The sequence below is a fragment of the Planktotalea sp. genome (assembly GCF_039984035.1).
Lineage (GTDB): Bacteria > Pseudomonadota > Alphaproteobacteria > Rhodobacterales > Rhodobacteraceae > Planktotalea.
In genome coordinates this window covers 1-14,324 of sequence record NZ_JBDWVM010000235.1, presented here as the reverse complement: position 1 = coordinate 14,324, position 14,324 = coordinate 1, and the positions used below count along the sequence as shown (strand labels likewise).

Here is a 14,324-nt window from a genome sequence, read left to right as displayed (position 1 = left end):
GCGTTGATCACACCGTCGCTGTTCGCATCTGCCTGCATGAACTGATCTTCGCTGATCTCTGGATAAGTCGCTTTCATTTCATCCATTGTCAGCAGTTTGTCCCCGTTTGCGTCCGCATCCGACATAGCAAATGCCGCTGTTGAAATGGTAAGAGCCGCGAGTGTGAGTGAGGCTTTTGTAAACATGAGTGGTCTCCATTAAGTTAGCGCAACATGTTTGATGCGCAGGACCATCTTGTCGTTGGATTGGGCGAACATCACCTGAGTTACCTGCTTTGGGTTGTTTTGGGCCATGGGCTGCCCAAACACGGTTGAATCCCAAGCGGGCATTCGCGTGTCCAAATGGGGGTTGCGCATTTCGGCGAGGCGTAGCCGAGCGCTACGCTCTATTTGTGCAAGATTATGCCTGAAACACGCGAAAGCCCCGCCAGCGTGTGCTCAGCGGGGCTTTGCCATTTTTAGAATCAGACGTGCGATTTAGAAGATGAAATCACTCGCGTCCATTTCCTCAAGATAGGTGTTTCGAAGAATAGCCATGTCGCCATTACCAAAGTCGATGTAAACATGATTGCCAACTTGGCTCATGTTTACGTCATCGAAGCCTGAATAGCCAAAAGCTTGAACGTCGATGAGATCGAGCTCTTGTTCAAAGTCGCGCACAGCGTCGACGCTGGTGCCTGCGTAGAATTCAAAGACATCTGCACCAGCGCCACCGATCAGCACATCATCGTCTTCGCCACCGTCAAGCGTGTCATTCCCACTACCGCCGTGAAGGAGATCGCTGTCGGTGCCACCTTTGAGCCAGTCGTTGTCATCGCCGCCCAAGAGCACATCAGCCCCAGCTTCGCCTGATAAAGTGTCGTCCCCGTTTTGCCCAAGCACTCTGTCGTCGCCTTCGTCGGCCAGCAAGACATCGTTGTTTGCGCCACCCTTGATCAGATCGTCACCATTGCCTCCAAAGACAGTGTCGTTTCCATCGCCTGAGTGGACAGTGTCGTTGTCACTGCCTGCGAAAATGGAATCGTCGCCAAGGCCGCCCTTTATGAGGTCGTCGTTGTCACCGCCAAGCAGAGTGTCATTGCCACTGCCACCGAGAAGATAGTCCTGACCTTCGTTGCCCTCTAGCAAGTCATCGTCATTCTCACCCTTCAAAGTGTCATCTCCCGCATCGCCGACCAGCCAGTCTGCGCCATCGCCACCTCTGATCAAATCGTTGCCAGCTTCGCCGCCTAAGGTGTCATTGCCGCCCAGCCCAAACACTGTGTCGCTGCCTTCACCGGCCTGAAGGACGTCGTTGCCTTCTCCACCATTGATCAGATCGTCGCCGTTGCCACCATAGACGGTGTCGTTTCCATCACCGGCACGCACAGTGTCGTTGTCGCTGCCTGCAAAAATGGAATCGTCGCCAAGGCCACCCTTTATGAGGTCGTCGTTGTCATCGCCAAACAGTGTGTCGTCGCCAGCTTCGCCGTCAATCGTGTCATTGCCGGTGCCGCCTTTGATCAGGTCGTCGTCTTCGCCACCGAGCAGTGTGTCATTGCCGCTGCCACCGACAAGATAATCCTGACCTTCGTTGCCCTCTAGCAAGTCATCGTCATTTTCACCCTTCAAGGTGTCATCTCCCGCATCGCCGACCAGCCAGTCTGCGCCATCGCCGCCTCTGATCAAATCGCTGCCAGCCTCGCCGCCCAAAGTGTCATCACCTTCTTGGCCAAATACAGTGTCGCTGCCTTCGCCCGCTTGTAGGACGTCGTTGCCCTTTCCACCGAGGATGAGATCGTCACCATTGCCACCATAGACGGTGTCGTTTCCTTCACCGGCGCGCACAGTGTCGTCATCGCTGCCAGCGAAAATGGAATCGTCGCCAAGGCCGCCCTTTATGAGGTCGTCGTTGTCACCGCCAAGCAGTGTGTCGTTGCCTGTTTCACCGTCGATGGTGTCATTGCCGTCGACGCCCTTGATCAGGTCGTTGTTTTCGCCGCCCAAAAGAACGTCGCGACCGAGGCCTCCCTCAATCGTATCATCGCCGGTACCGCCATATATTGTGTCGTCGCCGCCTTCGCCTTTCAAGAGGTCGTCGCCGTCGCCGCCAAACAGTTGGTCATTTCCTGCTTCGCCATCAATGACGTCGCCGCCGTCATGGCCAAGTAGAACGTCGTTTCCTTCGTCGCCAAGAATAAGGTCAACGCCGATGTCACCTTCCAAGGTGTCGTCAGTACCTGTTCCAATAATAAATTGGTCAACAGTCATATGAAGTGCCCCCCCGAACACGAATGTCCTTCAACTTTAACACGATTCTGAGAGCTTTGACATGACCTAGAGTAAATCAATTCAACACCACTTAGTTTTGCCTTTGGGTAAAGCGGGGTCACATCTTTGTAGATGGGCTTGCGATGACGGGGCGAATTGCACACTCTCGCGAAAAGCCAAACAAATCGGGAGTAGCTAAAGTGGGTTTTGCAATGAATGTCTTGGAGACCTTAGCGATCTTATTCGCCTTTGTGATTGGCGTTATCGTTCTGATTGCGTTGATTGTTTTTGTTCTCGACAGGCTACAAACCGAAGATGCCATTCGACGCAACTATCCCGTGATTGGCCGGTTCCGTCATTTGTTCTCCACTTTGGGTGAGTTCTTTCGCCAATACTTCTTTGCGATGGACCGAGAGGAGTTACCGTTTAACCGTGCCCAGCGTGAATGGGTCAAACGTGCGGGAGAGGGGCATGGCAACACTGTCGCCTTCGGATCGACCCGCAATTTGAACGTCACGGGCACTCCTATTTTTGTAAATGCAGCCTTTCCGCCGCTCGATGATCAATTCGCCGCGAGCGAGGCGTTGGTAATCGGAGCAAATACGCGAACGCCGTTCATGGCCAAGAGCTTTTTCAACGTGTCAGGCATGAGTTTCGGCGCGATTTCCAAGCCCGCTGTTCAGGCGCTTAGTCGAGGTGCGAAAGAAGCTGGCGTTTGGCTCAACACGGGCGAGGGCGGATTGAGTCCGTTCCATCTGGAAGGCGGCTGTGATGTGGTGTTTCAGATTGGCACTGCCAAGTATGGTGTGCGTCACGAGGATGGAACGCTAAGTGATGCTAAGCTGAAAGAAGCGGCTGCGCATGAAAATGTTCGGATGTTCGAACTTAAGCTTGCTCAAGGCGCGAAGCCGGGCAAAGGCGGCATTCTTCCTGCGTCGAAAGTGACGGCGGAAATTGCGAAAATCAGGGGGATTCGTGAGGGCAGTGATAGTCTTTCGCCAAACCGCCACTTGGAAGTTGATGATTGGGGCGATCTTCTCGATTTCATTGGTCATATTCGTGACGTGACTGGTAAACCTGTTGGGATAAAAACCGTTGTCGGTAGTGAGGCAGGCATTCAAGGTCTTTTCGACGAAATTTCAGCGCGCGGCAGTGACAGCGCCCCCGACTTCATCACGATAGATGGCGGTGAAGGTGGGACAGGTGCTGCGCCGATGCCTTTGATTGATTTGGTCGGTATGTCGATCCGCGAAGCGCTGCCATTGGTGGTAGATATGCGCGATGCGGCTGGCCTGCGTGATCGTGTGCGCATCGTCGCGAGCGGAAAGCTCGTGAACCCCGGTGATATTGCCTGGGCTTTGGCCGCTGGGGCCGATTTCATCACATCCGCGCGGGGCTTTATGTTCTCGCTCGGCTGCATTCAGGCGCTCAAGTGTAACAAGAACACCTGCCCAACCGGTATCACCACCCATGATCGACGCTTCCAGAAAGGGCTTGTGGTCGAAGATAAATACAAACGCGTGGCGCGCTATGCCAAGAGCATCATCAAAGAGGTCGAAACCATCGCCCATTCAGTCGGCGTTGCAGAACCACGGCAGCTGCGTCGCCGCCATGTGCGGCTGATGCAAGACAGCGGGCGATCCAAGCTGATGTCGGATCTTTACCCCACTGTCAAAACTGGATCAGTTGCCGCCGAGTAGGTTTTTCAAGCCGCTGCCAAGTTTGTCCTCTAGGGCTTTCTTGGCCGCATCTTCGATCTGCTTTTGCTTTGTCGCATCCAGCTTCAACTTGGCCGCAGCTTTCTCAGCGGCCTTTTTGGCGGCTTCTTCAACTTTGGCGCGCGCTTTTTCTTCCAGCTTAGCGGCTTCAGCCTCGGCTTGTTCGCGCAGTTTTTCTTTCTGACGCTCGACTTCTTGACGTGCCTGTTCTTCCAGCTTCTTGCGCTCGTTTTCGAGGTTCAAAGCAGCTTCAAGATCGGGGCGGATCGCTGGGGAAGACCATGGTCCTTTGATGCGGATAGGAATGTCGATGCGGTCCTGACTGCCGACTTCTTTGGCAATGGGTGTCACGAGGTAGTCAATCGTTTGCGCACCAAGATTGACATAGCCTTCACCCTTGGCATTCACGCGGCCCGTTGTGACGGTCAGATCATTGCTTTGCAAATTGCCACCGCTGATAACGCCTGTCGCACTCATGTTTTCGAACTTGGTTAAGCTGGCGTTGGCGTTGCCCTGATTGATCAACCCCTCCAGATCGATGCCTGCAATTGTCCCGCTTGGGATCGATAACCCGAGGCTACCAGAAAGAGATCTCATAATCGCATCAACCGAGGCACCAGAGCCTAAGAAATCGAGATTAAAGCTGGCGTCCCCCGCAATTTTGTCGATCTCAGCAAAGGCGACAAGCAATGGGTTCAAGGCGACAGAGTTTGCTTTCAGATCGCCTGCGACTGACAAACCATTTCGATTGTTGGCGACAAGTTGTCCAGCAAAGCTACCCTCATAGGCATTTAGGTTGTTGATAGACACAACGGCCCGTGAGCGATCGATGGCTACGCCAAGATTGGCGTTGCTCAGTTGCATAAGGCCAAGATCAATGGAGCTTGCTTTTAGGGAAATGTTGCCGTTGATCAGACCCAATGCGCTGGCATCGATGCGATCCTTTGACCAACCTGTGCTGCTGGATGAGCTGCTTGAAGAAGACTCGCTATCTGCAGGTGCGAGCGCGCTGAAATCCAGTGCGCCGGCTTGCAAATTAGCGGTGATGTTTGGCACACTGCTGCCAAGGTTGACAGACACACCGCCGCTCAGCGTGTTTTGATCGAGTGTCACGTTGAGACCGGAAAGATCGAGTTGATCAGACTTGAACGACAGGCTCGTGCTTGCCTTGATCGCCTGACCGAAGCCTTTTGGAATGCTTGGCGCACTTTGTCCCAAGGCGCTCATCAGATTGGCGGTGCTCGGTATATTGGCGTTGATGTTGCCAGAGACATTTGGCGTGCTGCCTGCAAGGGTCAGATCAATTGCACCCGTCACAGCGGCTCCGCCGAGAGAGGCAGCAAGATCGCGAAGTTGGGCATTGATATTAGTGCCTTTGACGGAAGCAGAAACGTTTGTTTTCACTGCCGGAGCGGCGTTCGACGAGAGGCCAAAGTTGTTAAGCGGCTGTCCAAGAAGGGCTGCGGTACGCCCCGCATTCGGCATATTTACCGAAAGAGTGGCCGCGACATTAGGGACGTTGTTTTGCAATGCGATATCCGCCTGACCCGCGATCTGCGCGTCCTCTAGCGTGATGTTCAAATCACTCAACTTGGCACTGACGTTTGCGCCACTGGTGGAAAGGGTGATCGCACTGGAAAGATTGGGGTCAAACGCTTGGTTCAGGCCAAAACCCTCGGGCGCTTGTCCAACCATGCGCATCAATTGGCCTGCGTTTTTCACATCCGCGTTGAGCTTTGCAGTCACTTGCGGCTCGCCCAAGGCAAGCACGATGTCTGCGTCGCCATTGATCGTGCTGTCGTTCAAGCCAAGCGTCATTTGGCGCAAGGCAAGGCGGGTGCCATCAAAGCTGACTTGACTATCAATAGACACGTTAGGGTCGAAATCAGCGGCAAGGCCGAGCGCGGCAGGGTCTTGGCCCAGCGCGTTAAGGAAAGCGCCGGCGTTCGGGATCGAACCCGTAAGTTGCATCGCTGCTTCAGGCTTGATGGATGCAACGCCTTCGAACTTGATCGATGCATCCGCTGCAACGAGCGTACCGCTCAGAGCGGATTGTTCGCCCTTGGTCAGGCCCATAATATTGGCGATTGTTGCGTCCAGCTCGACCCGTTCGCCGAATGGCGTTGCGCCAAGAATTACATCAGCAGCGCCGCCCAGATCGGGCCACCGCAGATCAAGGTCGATGTCTTCAAATGATTGATCCGTACCTGCAGCGTGATCAATGTAGCGCAGTGATGCATCGGTGATGAGCGCACGTGCGAGCGAGAGGTCGAAGCTCTGATCGCCGTCAGCATCGGTAGTTTCGGTTGCGACCGTGGTTTGATCTTCAATGGTAGCTTCGGCGCTTGGCGAAAATTCCCAATTTGCGCGTCCATCGGCAGCGCGCTCTAGGATAACGCGGGGGCTTTTGGCTTCTAGCTTGGTCACTTTGATCGTGCCGGTGATCAGCGCAGGAACGTTCACCCCAATCGTAAGGCCATCTGACGTGAACAGTGGTCCGTTCTTCGCCCAATCAGCGGTTCCAATGCTCGCAGGGCCGGTTGTAACGCCAAGCGTGGGATAAAAGCTGATCGAGGTGTCAGGACTGATGCTGACCTCGCGCCCTGTTTGTTTGCTCAGCTGAGTAGCCGCAACGCTGGCGATTTTATCACCGGGTAGCATCATGAGACCAACAATGGCCAAAACAACCGCCACAAGGACGATTACGATTAATCGAATTAAGAAACGCATTCGGCTGCTCCGCCATTTTTCGGTGATTCTATGCTTACAGCTAGTGGGCCGCAACTAAAGTCGAGGGTGCTGCGACGAAGTAGCGATAGATCGCTGATGTAGTAATGCTTCTCTTAAGCCGCGCGAACCCGTATAGAGCGCGCCATGACACAGAACCCACCTTCCCTTCGCCCTGATCTCGCGCCAAGCGCGAAATTGCCCGACGCAGCCCGCCCCGGCCAGCCCCGTATCGGTATGGTTAGCCTTGGGTGTCCCAAAGCGCTTGTCGATAGTGAGCGCATCCTGACGCGTCTGCGTGCTGAGGGGTATGGCATTTCGCCCGATTATAATGGCGCGGATGCGGTTGTGGTGAATACCTGTGGGTTCCTTGATAGCGCGAAGGCCGAGAGCCTCGATGCGATTGGCGAAGCGCTGCAAGAAAATGGCAAAGTGATCGTGACCGGGTGTCTTGGCGCCGAGCCGGATTACATCCGCGAGCATCACCCGAACATTCTGGCAGTGACTGGCCCGCATCAATATGAACAGGTACTGGATGCGGTGCATAGCGCGGTGCCGCCATCGCCTGATCCCTTTGTGGATTTGCTACCCGCGTCTGGCGTGTCGCTCACGCCGCGGCATTATAGCTATCTGAAGATTTCAGAGGGCTGTAACCACAAGTGCAAGTTCTGCATCATCCCCGACATGCGCGGCCGCCTTGCCTCGCGCCCTGCCCACGCGGTTCTGCGCGAGGCGGAGAAGCTTGTTGAGAATGGTGTGAAAGAACTGCTGGTGATTTCACAGGATACCTCTGCCTATGGTTTGGATCGCAAATACGACGTGAACCCGTGGAAAGATGGGGAGGTGCGCAGCCACATCACTGATCTGTCCCGCGAAATGGGCAAGCTCGGCGCATGGGTGCGTTTGCATTATGTCTATCCCTATCCATCCGTGCGTGAATTGATCCCGCTGATGGCTGATCCGGAAAATGGGATTTTGCCCTATCTAGATATCCCGTTCCAACATGCGCATCCCGATGTACTCAAACGCATGGCGCGCCCTGCGGCTGGGGCAAAAACGCTGGACGAGATCGCAGCATGGCGTGCGCAATGTCCTGATATTACTCTGCGCTCTACGTTCATCGTTGGCTATCCAGGCGAGACAGAAGAAGAGTTCCAAACTCTGCTTGATTGGATGGACGAAGCGCAATTGGATCGCGTTGGATGCTTCCAATACGAGAACGTCGATGGCGCGCGCAGCAATGCCTTGCCAGATCATGTTCCGAGCGAAGTCAAACAAGAACGCTGGGATCGCTTTATGGAAAAGGCACAAGCCATTTCCGAAGCGAAGCTTGAGGCGAAAGTCGGCACGCGCATGGATGTCATCGTGGATGAGATCGATGAAGATGCCGCCACATGCCGAACAAAAGCGGATGCACCAGAGATCGATGGCAACTTGTTCATTGATGAGGGGTTCGAGAACCTGTCCGTGGGCGATATTGTCAGCGTGACAGTGGATGAGGCGGGTGAATACGACCTTTGGGGTGTGCTTGATCGCTAGTCTTTAAGGATTTGATAACCATCGCTGCGTAATGCTTAACTATGCTTGCGCGAATATCCTTATTGATCCTTCTCTGCCTGTCCCTCTCTGCTTGTTCGAGCGGTGAGGCTACGGCGCCGACCTATTGCATTTCTTCTTGCGACACAGATGTGCCAGAGGACAGCGAAGAGGTCGTGCGCACCTTGTCCACGTCTGGCGGTTATAGTGGCGGTGTTGATGACGTGAGCTTTGATGCATCTACGGGAGTCTTTACCTTGATGACGCCAAGCCTGAATGCACAAATGGCTAGGTTCCCAACAGCGGACTATGGCGACATGCTGGCGATGCGCGATGCGGCTGGGCTTCATAATGCGTATTTTGGCCAAGGGCAGGGCAGTGAAATCATCGTCTATTCTGGGCGCAACGTGGGTAGTTTGACCACGTTCGCGAGTTACGCACGAACCGGCGAAACTGATATGCCGCTGAAAGGAGACGCGCAATTCATAGGTGACTATGCCGGCTTTACCTCCACGCGGCGCATCAATGGAAATGCTCAAATTGATGTTGATTTCGAAAATGCAAAAGTGTCCGGGCGGATCACCAACCGTGTTTTTCGTCAGCGCGCCGACAATGTTGCGGATGTGGTGAACCCCTTGAGCACTATCTTGTTGGAAGAAACTGATCTCACCGATGCAGGTGGATTTTCTGGCGTCACAGCTGGCGGTCAGATTGTGAATGGGCAGATCCTCTGGAACCCAGCGACTGGCACCTTTGAGGGGCTAATTGCTGGACCTGATGGGCAAGAGGCCGTCGGCACAGTGACCCTTACCCATCGTGCCCCGTCTGGCGTGACATTTGAAGAGACGGGTGGTTTCCTTGCGAGCCAATAGAATTTTAGGTTAGGTGGGCGCAACATACAGGAGCGGCCCAGAATGAGCACAAACAAACAAATCACCGTCGAAGGTCATCAGTTTGAGATCGTCACAGAGCAAACTCGCGCTGGTTGGCGCGCAGAGGTGGTGAACACCGTCAAAACGGCATTTGCCTTTGACCCAACCTTCATGAGCGAAGAAGAAGCGATTGCGCACGCAAGCGATGCTTTGCGTTCGCGTGATGTGTCAGATTTCCTCGGCTAGAAAATCACGTACTTGCGATTGTAGGTGCGGCACTGCGTTTTGGTGGGTGATGTAGCTCTCAAACGACATCATCTGCCAATACTGCCCTTCTTCACCAAACACGATATTTGCGATGTCTTCGGGTGTAATAGGCGCAGCAAAGAACCAATTGTCGGTGTTTGGACGCAGAAGGCTGGCATAGCGTCTCCCCCAATTGATACGTTTGGGTTCGATCTTTAGCCCGTATTCTTCGAAGGTCTCTCGCAGCGCGCAGCCTTTTGGTGTTTCGCTCCCTTCGGCGCCACCGCCAGGGAGATCCCACATATTCGGAAAGGGGATGCTGGGAATGTCGTCGCGCAAATGGGTCACGAGCGCACCGTCGCAATGCAAAATGATCTTTGCACCGCCAAAGGCACGCTCGCTTTCCATTACTTCATCAAGACTTGGCCAAACTCGTCGCGCAGATTGCGCTTGAGAATTTTGCCTGTCGCATTGCGGGGCAGCGCGTCGGTAAAGACAACCGTATCCGGTTTCTGCCAGCTCGCAATTTTGCCATCGAAGAAGGCGATTAGCTCCTCAACGCTTGGATCGGTGCCTTCCGCCTTTACCGCGACAAGGATCGGACGTTCATCCCATTTTGCATGGGCCGCGCCAATCACCGCGGCTTCGGTCAAATCGGGATGCGCAACCGCGATATTCTCCAACTCAACAGAACTGATCCATTCACCACCAGATTTGATGATGTCTTTGGAACGATCGCAAATCGTCATGAACCCATCGGGATCAATCTTGGCAACATCGCCCGTGTCAAACCAGCCATCACGCAGCTCTTCCTGCTTTTCAGGTCGGAAATAACCGGAGATCACCCAAGGGCCACGCACCAGAAGATCACCCTGCGCTTCGCCGTCATGGGGGAGAACGTTGCCGTCTTCATCTACAATGCGCAAATCCATCCCGTAGGGTGGGCGACCTTGGTTTTCGCGAAGTTTGTTTTGATCTTCCTTGGACCATGCCGCGTGCTTAGCGAGCGGTTTGTTGGATGTTCCCAGCGGGCTCATCTCTGTCATGCCCCATGCGTGTACAACATCGACGTTGTATTCATCACGGAAGGTGTCGATCATGATGGGTGGGCAAGCAGAGCCGCCGACGACCGTGCGTTCAAGCGTTTCCAATGTGCTGCCTGCAGCTTTCGTAGCGGCGAGCAGACCTTGCCAAATTGTCGGAACACCCAGAGCGATGTTGACCTTTTCTTCGTCGATCAGCTTGAGCAGGCTTGGACCATCAAGACCCGGACCCGGCATCACCATGCGCGCGCCAACCATTGCCGCTGCATAGGGCGTGCCCCATGCGTTGACGTGGAACATCGGAACGACTGGCATCATGATGTCCGTCGCTGAGAAACCTAGGCAATCAGGAAGCGCCGCTGCAAAGCTGTGCAAAACGGTTGAGCGATGTGAATAAAGCGCGCCCTTTGGATTGCCGGTGGTGCCTGACGTGTAGCACAGGCTTGATGCGGAATTTTCGTCAAACGTCGGCCACTCGTAATCGTCATCGCCCGTTTCGATGAATTCGTCATAGAATTGAAGCTCAGGAACACTTTCCAACGCAGCTTCATCGCGTGGACCCATCAGAACGATGGCCTTCAGCGTTGGCATTTTGTCCTTCAGGGCTGCGGCGAGCGGAAGGAAAGTAGCGTCAATGAAGAGCACTTCATCTTCGGCATGGTTCACAATGTAAACAAGTTGCTCAGGGAAGAGACGCGGGTTGATCGTGTGGCATACGAATTGTCCGCCAGAAACGCCAAAATAGATTTCTAAATGACGACGGTTGTTCCAAGCAATGGTTGCACAGCGAGCGGATGACTGCAGACCCATCTTTGTAAGCGCACTTGCGAGCTTTTTGGAATTGGTTTGGACAGTGCGCCAATCAGCCCGCTCTAACGTGCCGTCGGTGTTTACCGAAGTGATTTCGGTATCGCCGTGGTAGCGACCAGCATGATCGATTAGTGATGAAATCAGCAGCGGCCCCTGCATCATTTGTCCAAGCATTGTGTGTTCTCCCAAACTTTTCTGCAGCAGAGAACGAAGGGCACTTTTTGTCAATGCAAGCAGACGTGCGACGTTAGGTAGAAACGGCCACTTTTTGCGAAGTTGATTGGATCATTCGCTTGAGGGTGAGTCTAGATCAGGCGCTTCTTCTAAATAGGCATTTACGCAGTCTTGCACACGGCGGAATCTATCACCGCCTAATTGTGTTCCGCCGTACCAGCGGGTCACAATAACGAGGTGATCTTTGAGCTCTGCGCGCTCGAGCATGCGTAGGATAATCGCGCCTGCGCCGCTTTCGCCGTCATCGTTTTTGATCGGGCTGCCATCAGAGCACAAAAGCGCCCATGTGTTATGTGTGGCCTTGGCAAATCGTTTGTTGCGCTTGAGCTCCTTCAAGAGCGCCAATGCCTCAGCTTTGCTGCGCGCAGGTGCGCCGCTGACCGCGTATTTTGAACTACGATCCGTGATCACATGAGCGATTTGAAACACTACTGAAGCGTCGCTGCGGTTTGTCGGACGATATCAATGCGCGCGGCGTTGGGCGGGTGCGTGCCGAGGAAGGTATTGCCCGGATCAGCAAGGCGGGTGAAGAAGGCAGCGCCGCGCACAGGATCATAGCCCGCTTTATGTGCGATGATAGTGCCAAGCTGATCTGCCTCCAGTTCAAAATCTTTGGAATAGGTGCGCGCACCGAGGCTCGCGCCGGCCTTTTGGGCGGATTGAACGCCAGCCTCACCAGCGCCAGTGATGGCTGCGATGCTGCCAAAGATCACTGCGCCCGCAGTGGCATTGCGCTGTTGGCGTGCGATGTGTGCTTGAATATGGTGCGCCGCTTCATGGCCCATGACAAAGGCGAGCTCATCCGAGTTACGAACGGTCGCAATTAACGGGATGTTGAAGGCCAGAACCGGGCGGCCAGATTTGTCCAAGGTTTGGAATGCGTTTGGCGGTTGATTAAGACGATCATCGACAACGATATTGAAGTCACAATTCATGCCCGTGGTGCGCGCGCGGCATTCCGCCTCTGCGACGGGTTCTACGGTTTCAACGACGCTCACAAACTGGCGCGCGGCGCGCTCAGCCCTGAGCGATGTTCCTACATTCGGTGTTTCAACCGCGGGTTCGGCTGGTGTTGGTTGAGGGCTGTCGATTGAGACAAACCCACACGCAGACAAGGTCAAAAGGCTAAGTGAAAGAGCAAGGTTACGAATGTTCATGTGCATAGGGTGCCTGTGGGTCGTATTTAGCACCAAAGATAGGCATTTGATTGAGTTTATACCAGTCACGAATTTGCGGGGGTAGTGCTGCACAAATGTAAGTTGCTCGTTTTGGGTCGTGGTTCTAAGCTGATGGTATGTTTAGCATAGAACACGAATTCGACTCGACCTTGATCACATTGGTTGATGAAGGAAAAACCCCTTTGCAAGAAGATGTGGTGATCAACGCGTTCAGCGAATGCATCACACTTGAGCAGTTTAATCCCAGAGATGGCCAAGCACAAAAAGTTGTGCTGAGCATTGAGCAGTTGCGCGATCTCGCTGCGGCGCTTGATCTTCCCGAAGGCGTTTATCAAATTCGGCCGAACCACAATGATGAGACGTGACTTAGATCAGTCAATTAGGAGGCAGTGATGCGAACGGGTTTTTTCTGGGACGAGAGTTGCTTCTGGCACAGTGGTGGCAATTACGCTGGCATGTTGCCTGTAGGCGGTTTGGTTCAGCCGATGGTGAATGGCGGTTTGCCGGAAAGTCCGGAAAGCAAACGGCGCATGAAGAACCTGTTGGATATGACAGACTTATCGGGCGAGTTGGACATGCGTGGGAGCGAACCTGCGACCCAGCGCGACCTTTTGCGTGTTCATCCAGCGAATTTTCTTGACCAGTTCAAAGCAATGTCTGATGCGGGCGGCGGCGAGATTGGCCTGCGTTGTCCTTTCGGGCCGGGTGGTTTTGAAATCGCGGCTCAATCTGCTGGGCTGGCCAAGGCCGCACTGCAGGCGGTGCTCAAAGGCGACGTTAAAAACGCGTATTCGCTTTCGCGCCCCCCTGGTCATCATTGCACGGCGGATCAGCCGATGGGCTTTTGCCTGATGGCGAATATCGCCATCGCGATAGAAGCGGGGTTTGCGGATGGTCTGGCAAAGCGTGTCGCTGTGCTTGATTGGGATGTGCATCATGGCAATGGGACCGAGGCAATCTTTTATGAGCGGGCGGATGTGCTGACGATTTCGATGCATCAAGAAAACAATTTCCCGCTGAACACTGGCGCGTTTGCGGATCGCGGTGCAGGCGAAGGCGAAGGGTTCAACCTGAACATCCCTCTGCCCACAGGTGCAGGGCATCTGAGCTACCTAGAAGCGATGGATCAAATCGTTTTGCCACAATTGCGCGCGTATCAGCCCGACGTAATCATCGTCGCCTGTGGTTTCGATGCGACGGTTATTGATCCACTGGGCCGGATGATGGCGACGGTTGATACGTTTCGGGAAATGACCAAACGAGTCATGGTTTTGGCGGACGATGTTTGTGAAGGGCGCCTGATGATGGCGCATGAGGGCGGTTATTCCGAGGTCTATGTGCCATTCTGTGGCCATGCTGTCTTGGAAGAAATGAGCGGCAGTCAGATCAAAGCGCCTGATCCGTTGGCTGACCTTTATCTTCAGCGACAACCGGGCGAAGCACATCAAAGGTTCGTCAGTTCAGAGATCGCTAAAATGCGGGATGCTTTGGGGAATTAATCGCGATTTGTGGTTGAAACACACGCGCCGAATGCTGATGTAGCCAGCAACCCAAAGGAGATGATCGTGCCCGAACAGAATGTTGCTGCGCTGGAGTTTTTGCTAAACCGTCGGTCGCGCCCTGCGAAAACTCTGCAACTTCCCGTTCCTACGCGCGAAGAGCTTTTGCCAATTCTAACTGCGGCTTCGCGCACGCCGGATCATGGCAAGCT

Annotated in this window: 13 protein-coding genes and 1 pseudogene; 7 read left to right on the top strand and 7 right to left on the bottom strand. The window is 54.2% G+C overall.

From position 1 onward, the window contains the following. Together ABJQ89_RS10630 and ABJQ89_RS10625 are read right to left on the bottom strand one after the other, a co-directional pair. Window positions 1-185: hypothetical protein (locus ABJQ89_RS10630; RefSeq protein WP_348496214.1), on the bottom strand; the 185-nt coding region annotated here is incomplete at its 3' end. Window positions 186-476: 291 nt separating this feature from the next. Beyond that, window positions 477-2,249, bottom strand: coding sequence for a calcium-binding protein (locus tag ABJQ89_RS10625; RefSeq protein WP_348496213.1), 1,773 nt, complete (start codon window positions 2,247-2,249; stop codon window positions 477-479). Between the two features lie 200 nt (window positions 2,250-2,449). Between ABJQ89_RS10625 and ABJQ89_RS10620 the strand changes: the two genes are divergently transcribed. Next, the gene (locus ABJQ89_RS10620) at window positions 2,450-3,949 is read left to right on the top strand and encodes an FMN-binding glutamate synthase family protein (RefSeq protein ID WP_348496212.1); all 1,500 of its coding nucleotides are present in this window, start codon (window positions 2,450-2,452) and stop codon (window positions 3,947-3,949) included. Here ABJQ89_RS10620 and ABJQ89_RS10615 read toward each other — a convergent pair. After that, complete coding sequence (locus ABJQ89_RS10615; protein ID WP_348496211.1) at window positions 3,932-6,697, bottom strand: AsmA family protein; 2,766 nt, start codon at window positions 6,695-6,697, stop codon at window positions 3,932-3,934. The two genes, ABJQ89_RS10620 and ABJQ89_RS10615, sit on opposite strands and share 18 nt — an antisense overlap. A gap of 144 nt (window positions 6,698-6,841) precedes the next feature. Here ABJQ89_RS10615 and rimO point away from each other — a divergent pair, with 144 nt between their 5' ends. Genes rimO through ABJQ89_RS10600 form a run of 3 tightly spaced genes read left to right on the top strand, consistent with a single transcriptional unit; the run spans window position 6,842 to window position 9,348 of the window. Next, the gene (gene rimO / locus ABJQ89_RS10610; RefSeq protein ID WP_348496210.1) at window positions 6,842-8,233 is read left to right on the top strand and encodes a 30S ribosomal protein S12 methylthiotransferase RimO; all 1,392 of its coding nucleotides are present in this window, start codon (window positions 6,842-6,844) and stop codon (window positions 8,231-8,233) included. A 41-nt stretch (window positions 8,234-8,274) separates the two neighbouring features. Further along, on the top strand, window positions 8,275-9,102 hold the full coding sequence (locus ABJQ89_RS10605) for a hypothetical protein (RefSeq protein ID WP_348496209.1): 828 nt from the start codon (window positions 8,275-8,277) through the stop codon (window positions 9,100-9,102). A gap of 42 nt (window positions 9,103-9,144) precedes the next feature. Beyond that, window positions 9,145-9,348 carry a hypothetical protein gene (locus ABJQ89_RS10600; RefSeq protein ID WP_348496208.1) on the top strand — a complete coding sequence of 68 codons (204 nt, stop codon included), beginning with the start codon at window positions 9,145-9,147 and terminating at the stop codon, window positions 9,346-9,348. On the opposite strand, the gene ABJQ89_RS10595 is transcribed toward ABJQ89_RS10600, so the two are convergent. The 4 genes from ABJQ89_RS10595 to ABJQ89_RS10580 form a co-directional block, all read right to left on the bottom strand. Further along, window positions 9,331-9,756 (bottom strand): NUDIX hydrolase, encoded by a 426-nt coding sequence (locus ABJQ89_RS10595; protein WP_348496207.1) that lies wholly within the window; start codon window positions 9,754-9,756, stop codon window positions 9,331-9,333. The genes ABJQ89_RS10600 and ABJQ89_RS10595 overlap by 18 nt on opposite strands. Next, window positions 9,756-11,375 carry a long-chain-fatty-acid--CoA ligase gene (locus tag ABJQ89_RS10590; protein WP_348496206.1) on the bottom strand — a complete coding sequence of 540 codons (1,620 nt, stop codon included), beginning with the start codon at window positions 11,373-11,375 and terminating at the stop codon, window positions 9,756-9,758. The genes ABJQ89_RS10595 and ABJQ89_RS10590 overlap by 1 nt, the downstream gene beginning before the upstream one ends. A gap of 111 nt (window positions 11,376-11,486) precedes the next feature. Continuing rightward, on the bottom strand, window positions 11,487-11,864 hold the full coding sequence (locus ABJQ89_RS10585; RefSeq protein ID WP_348496205.1) for a YigZ family protein: 378 nt from the start codon (window positions 11,862-11,864) through the stop codon (window positions 11,487-11,489). After that, window positions 11,864-12,592, bottom strand: coding sequence for a M48 family metallopeptidase (locus ABJQ89_RS10580; RefSeq protein ID WP_348496204.1), 729 nt, complete (start codon window positions 12,590-12,592; stop codon window positions 11,864-11,866). The genes ABJQ89_RS10585 and ABJQ89_RS10580 overlap by 1 nt, the downstream gene beginning before the upstream one ends. A 137-nt stretch (window positions 12,593-12,729) precedes the next feature. Between ABJQ89_RS10580 and ABJQ89_RS10575 the strand changes: the two genes are divergently transcribed. The 3 genes and pseudogenes from ABJQ89_RS10575 to ABJQ89_RS10565 all read left to right on the top strand — a co-directional run. Continuing rightward, window positions 12,730-12,978: a hypothetical protein gene (locus ABJQ89_RS10575; RefSeq protein WP_348496203.1), complete on the top strand. Its 249-nt coding sequence runs from the start codon at window positions 12,730-12,732 to the stop codon at window positions 12,976-12,978. A 27-nt stretch (window positions 12,979-13,005) separates the two neighbouring features. After that, entirely contained in the window at window positions 13,006-14,112 is a 1,107-nt protein-coding gene (locus ABJQ89_RS10570) for a class II histone deacetylase (protein WP_348496202.1), read from the top strand. A 66-nt stretch (window positions 14,113-14,178) separates the two neighbouring features. Continuing rightward, window positions 14,179-14,324: pseudogene (locus tag ABJQ89_RS10565) on the top strand (nitroreductase); the annotation flags it as partial.

What these genes read in the sequence shown, in the direction of transcription:
- ABJQ89_RS10590 (WP_348496206.1), bottom strand. Translation starts at nt 11,375, where the DNA reads ATGCTTGGACAAATGATGCAGGGGCCGCTGCTGATTTCATCACTAATC.
- ABJQ89_RS10570 (WP_348496202.1), top strand. Translation starts at nt 13,006, where the DNA reads ATGCGAACGGGTTTTTTCTGGGACGAGAGTTGCTTCTGGCACAGTGGT.
- ABJQ89_RS10600 (WP_348496208.1), top strand. Translation starts at nt 9,145, where the DNA reads ATGAGCACAAACAAACAAATCACCGTCGAAGGTCATCAGTTTGAGATC.
- ABJQ89_RS10575 (WP_348496203.1), top strand. Translation starts at nt 12,730, where the DNA reads ATGTTTAGCATAGAACACGAATTCGACTCGACCTTGATCACATTGGTT.
- ABJQ89_RS10605 (WP_348496209.1), top strand. Translation starts at nt 8,275, where the DNA reads ATGCTTGCGCGAATATCCTTATTGATCCTTCTCTGCCTGTCCCTCTCT.
- rimO (WP_348496210.1), top strand. Translation starts at nt 6,842, where the DNA reads ATGACACAGAACCCACCTTCCCTTCGCCCTGATCTCGCGCCAAGCGCG.
- ABJQ89_RS10625 (WP_348496213.1), bottom strand. Translation starts at nt 2,249, where the DNA reads ATGACTGTTGACCAATTTATTATTGGAACAGGTACTGACGACACCTTG.
- ABJQ89_RS10580 (WP_348496204.1), bottom strand. Translation starts at nt 12,592, where the DNA reads ATGAACATTCGTAACCTTGCTCTTTCACTTAGCCTTTTGACCTTGTCT.
- ABJQ89_RS10615 (WP_348496211.1), bottom strand. Translation starts at nt 6,697, where the DNA reads ATGCGTTTCTTAATTCGATTAATCGTAATCGTCCTTGTGGCGGTTGTT.
- ABJQ89_RS10595 (WP_348496207.1), bottom strand. Translation starts at nt 9,756, where the DNA reads ATGGAAAGCGAGCGTGCCTTTGGCGGTGCAAAGATCATTTTGCATTGC.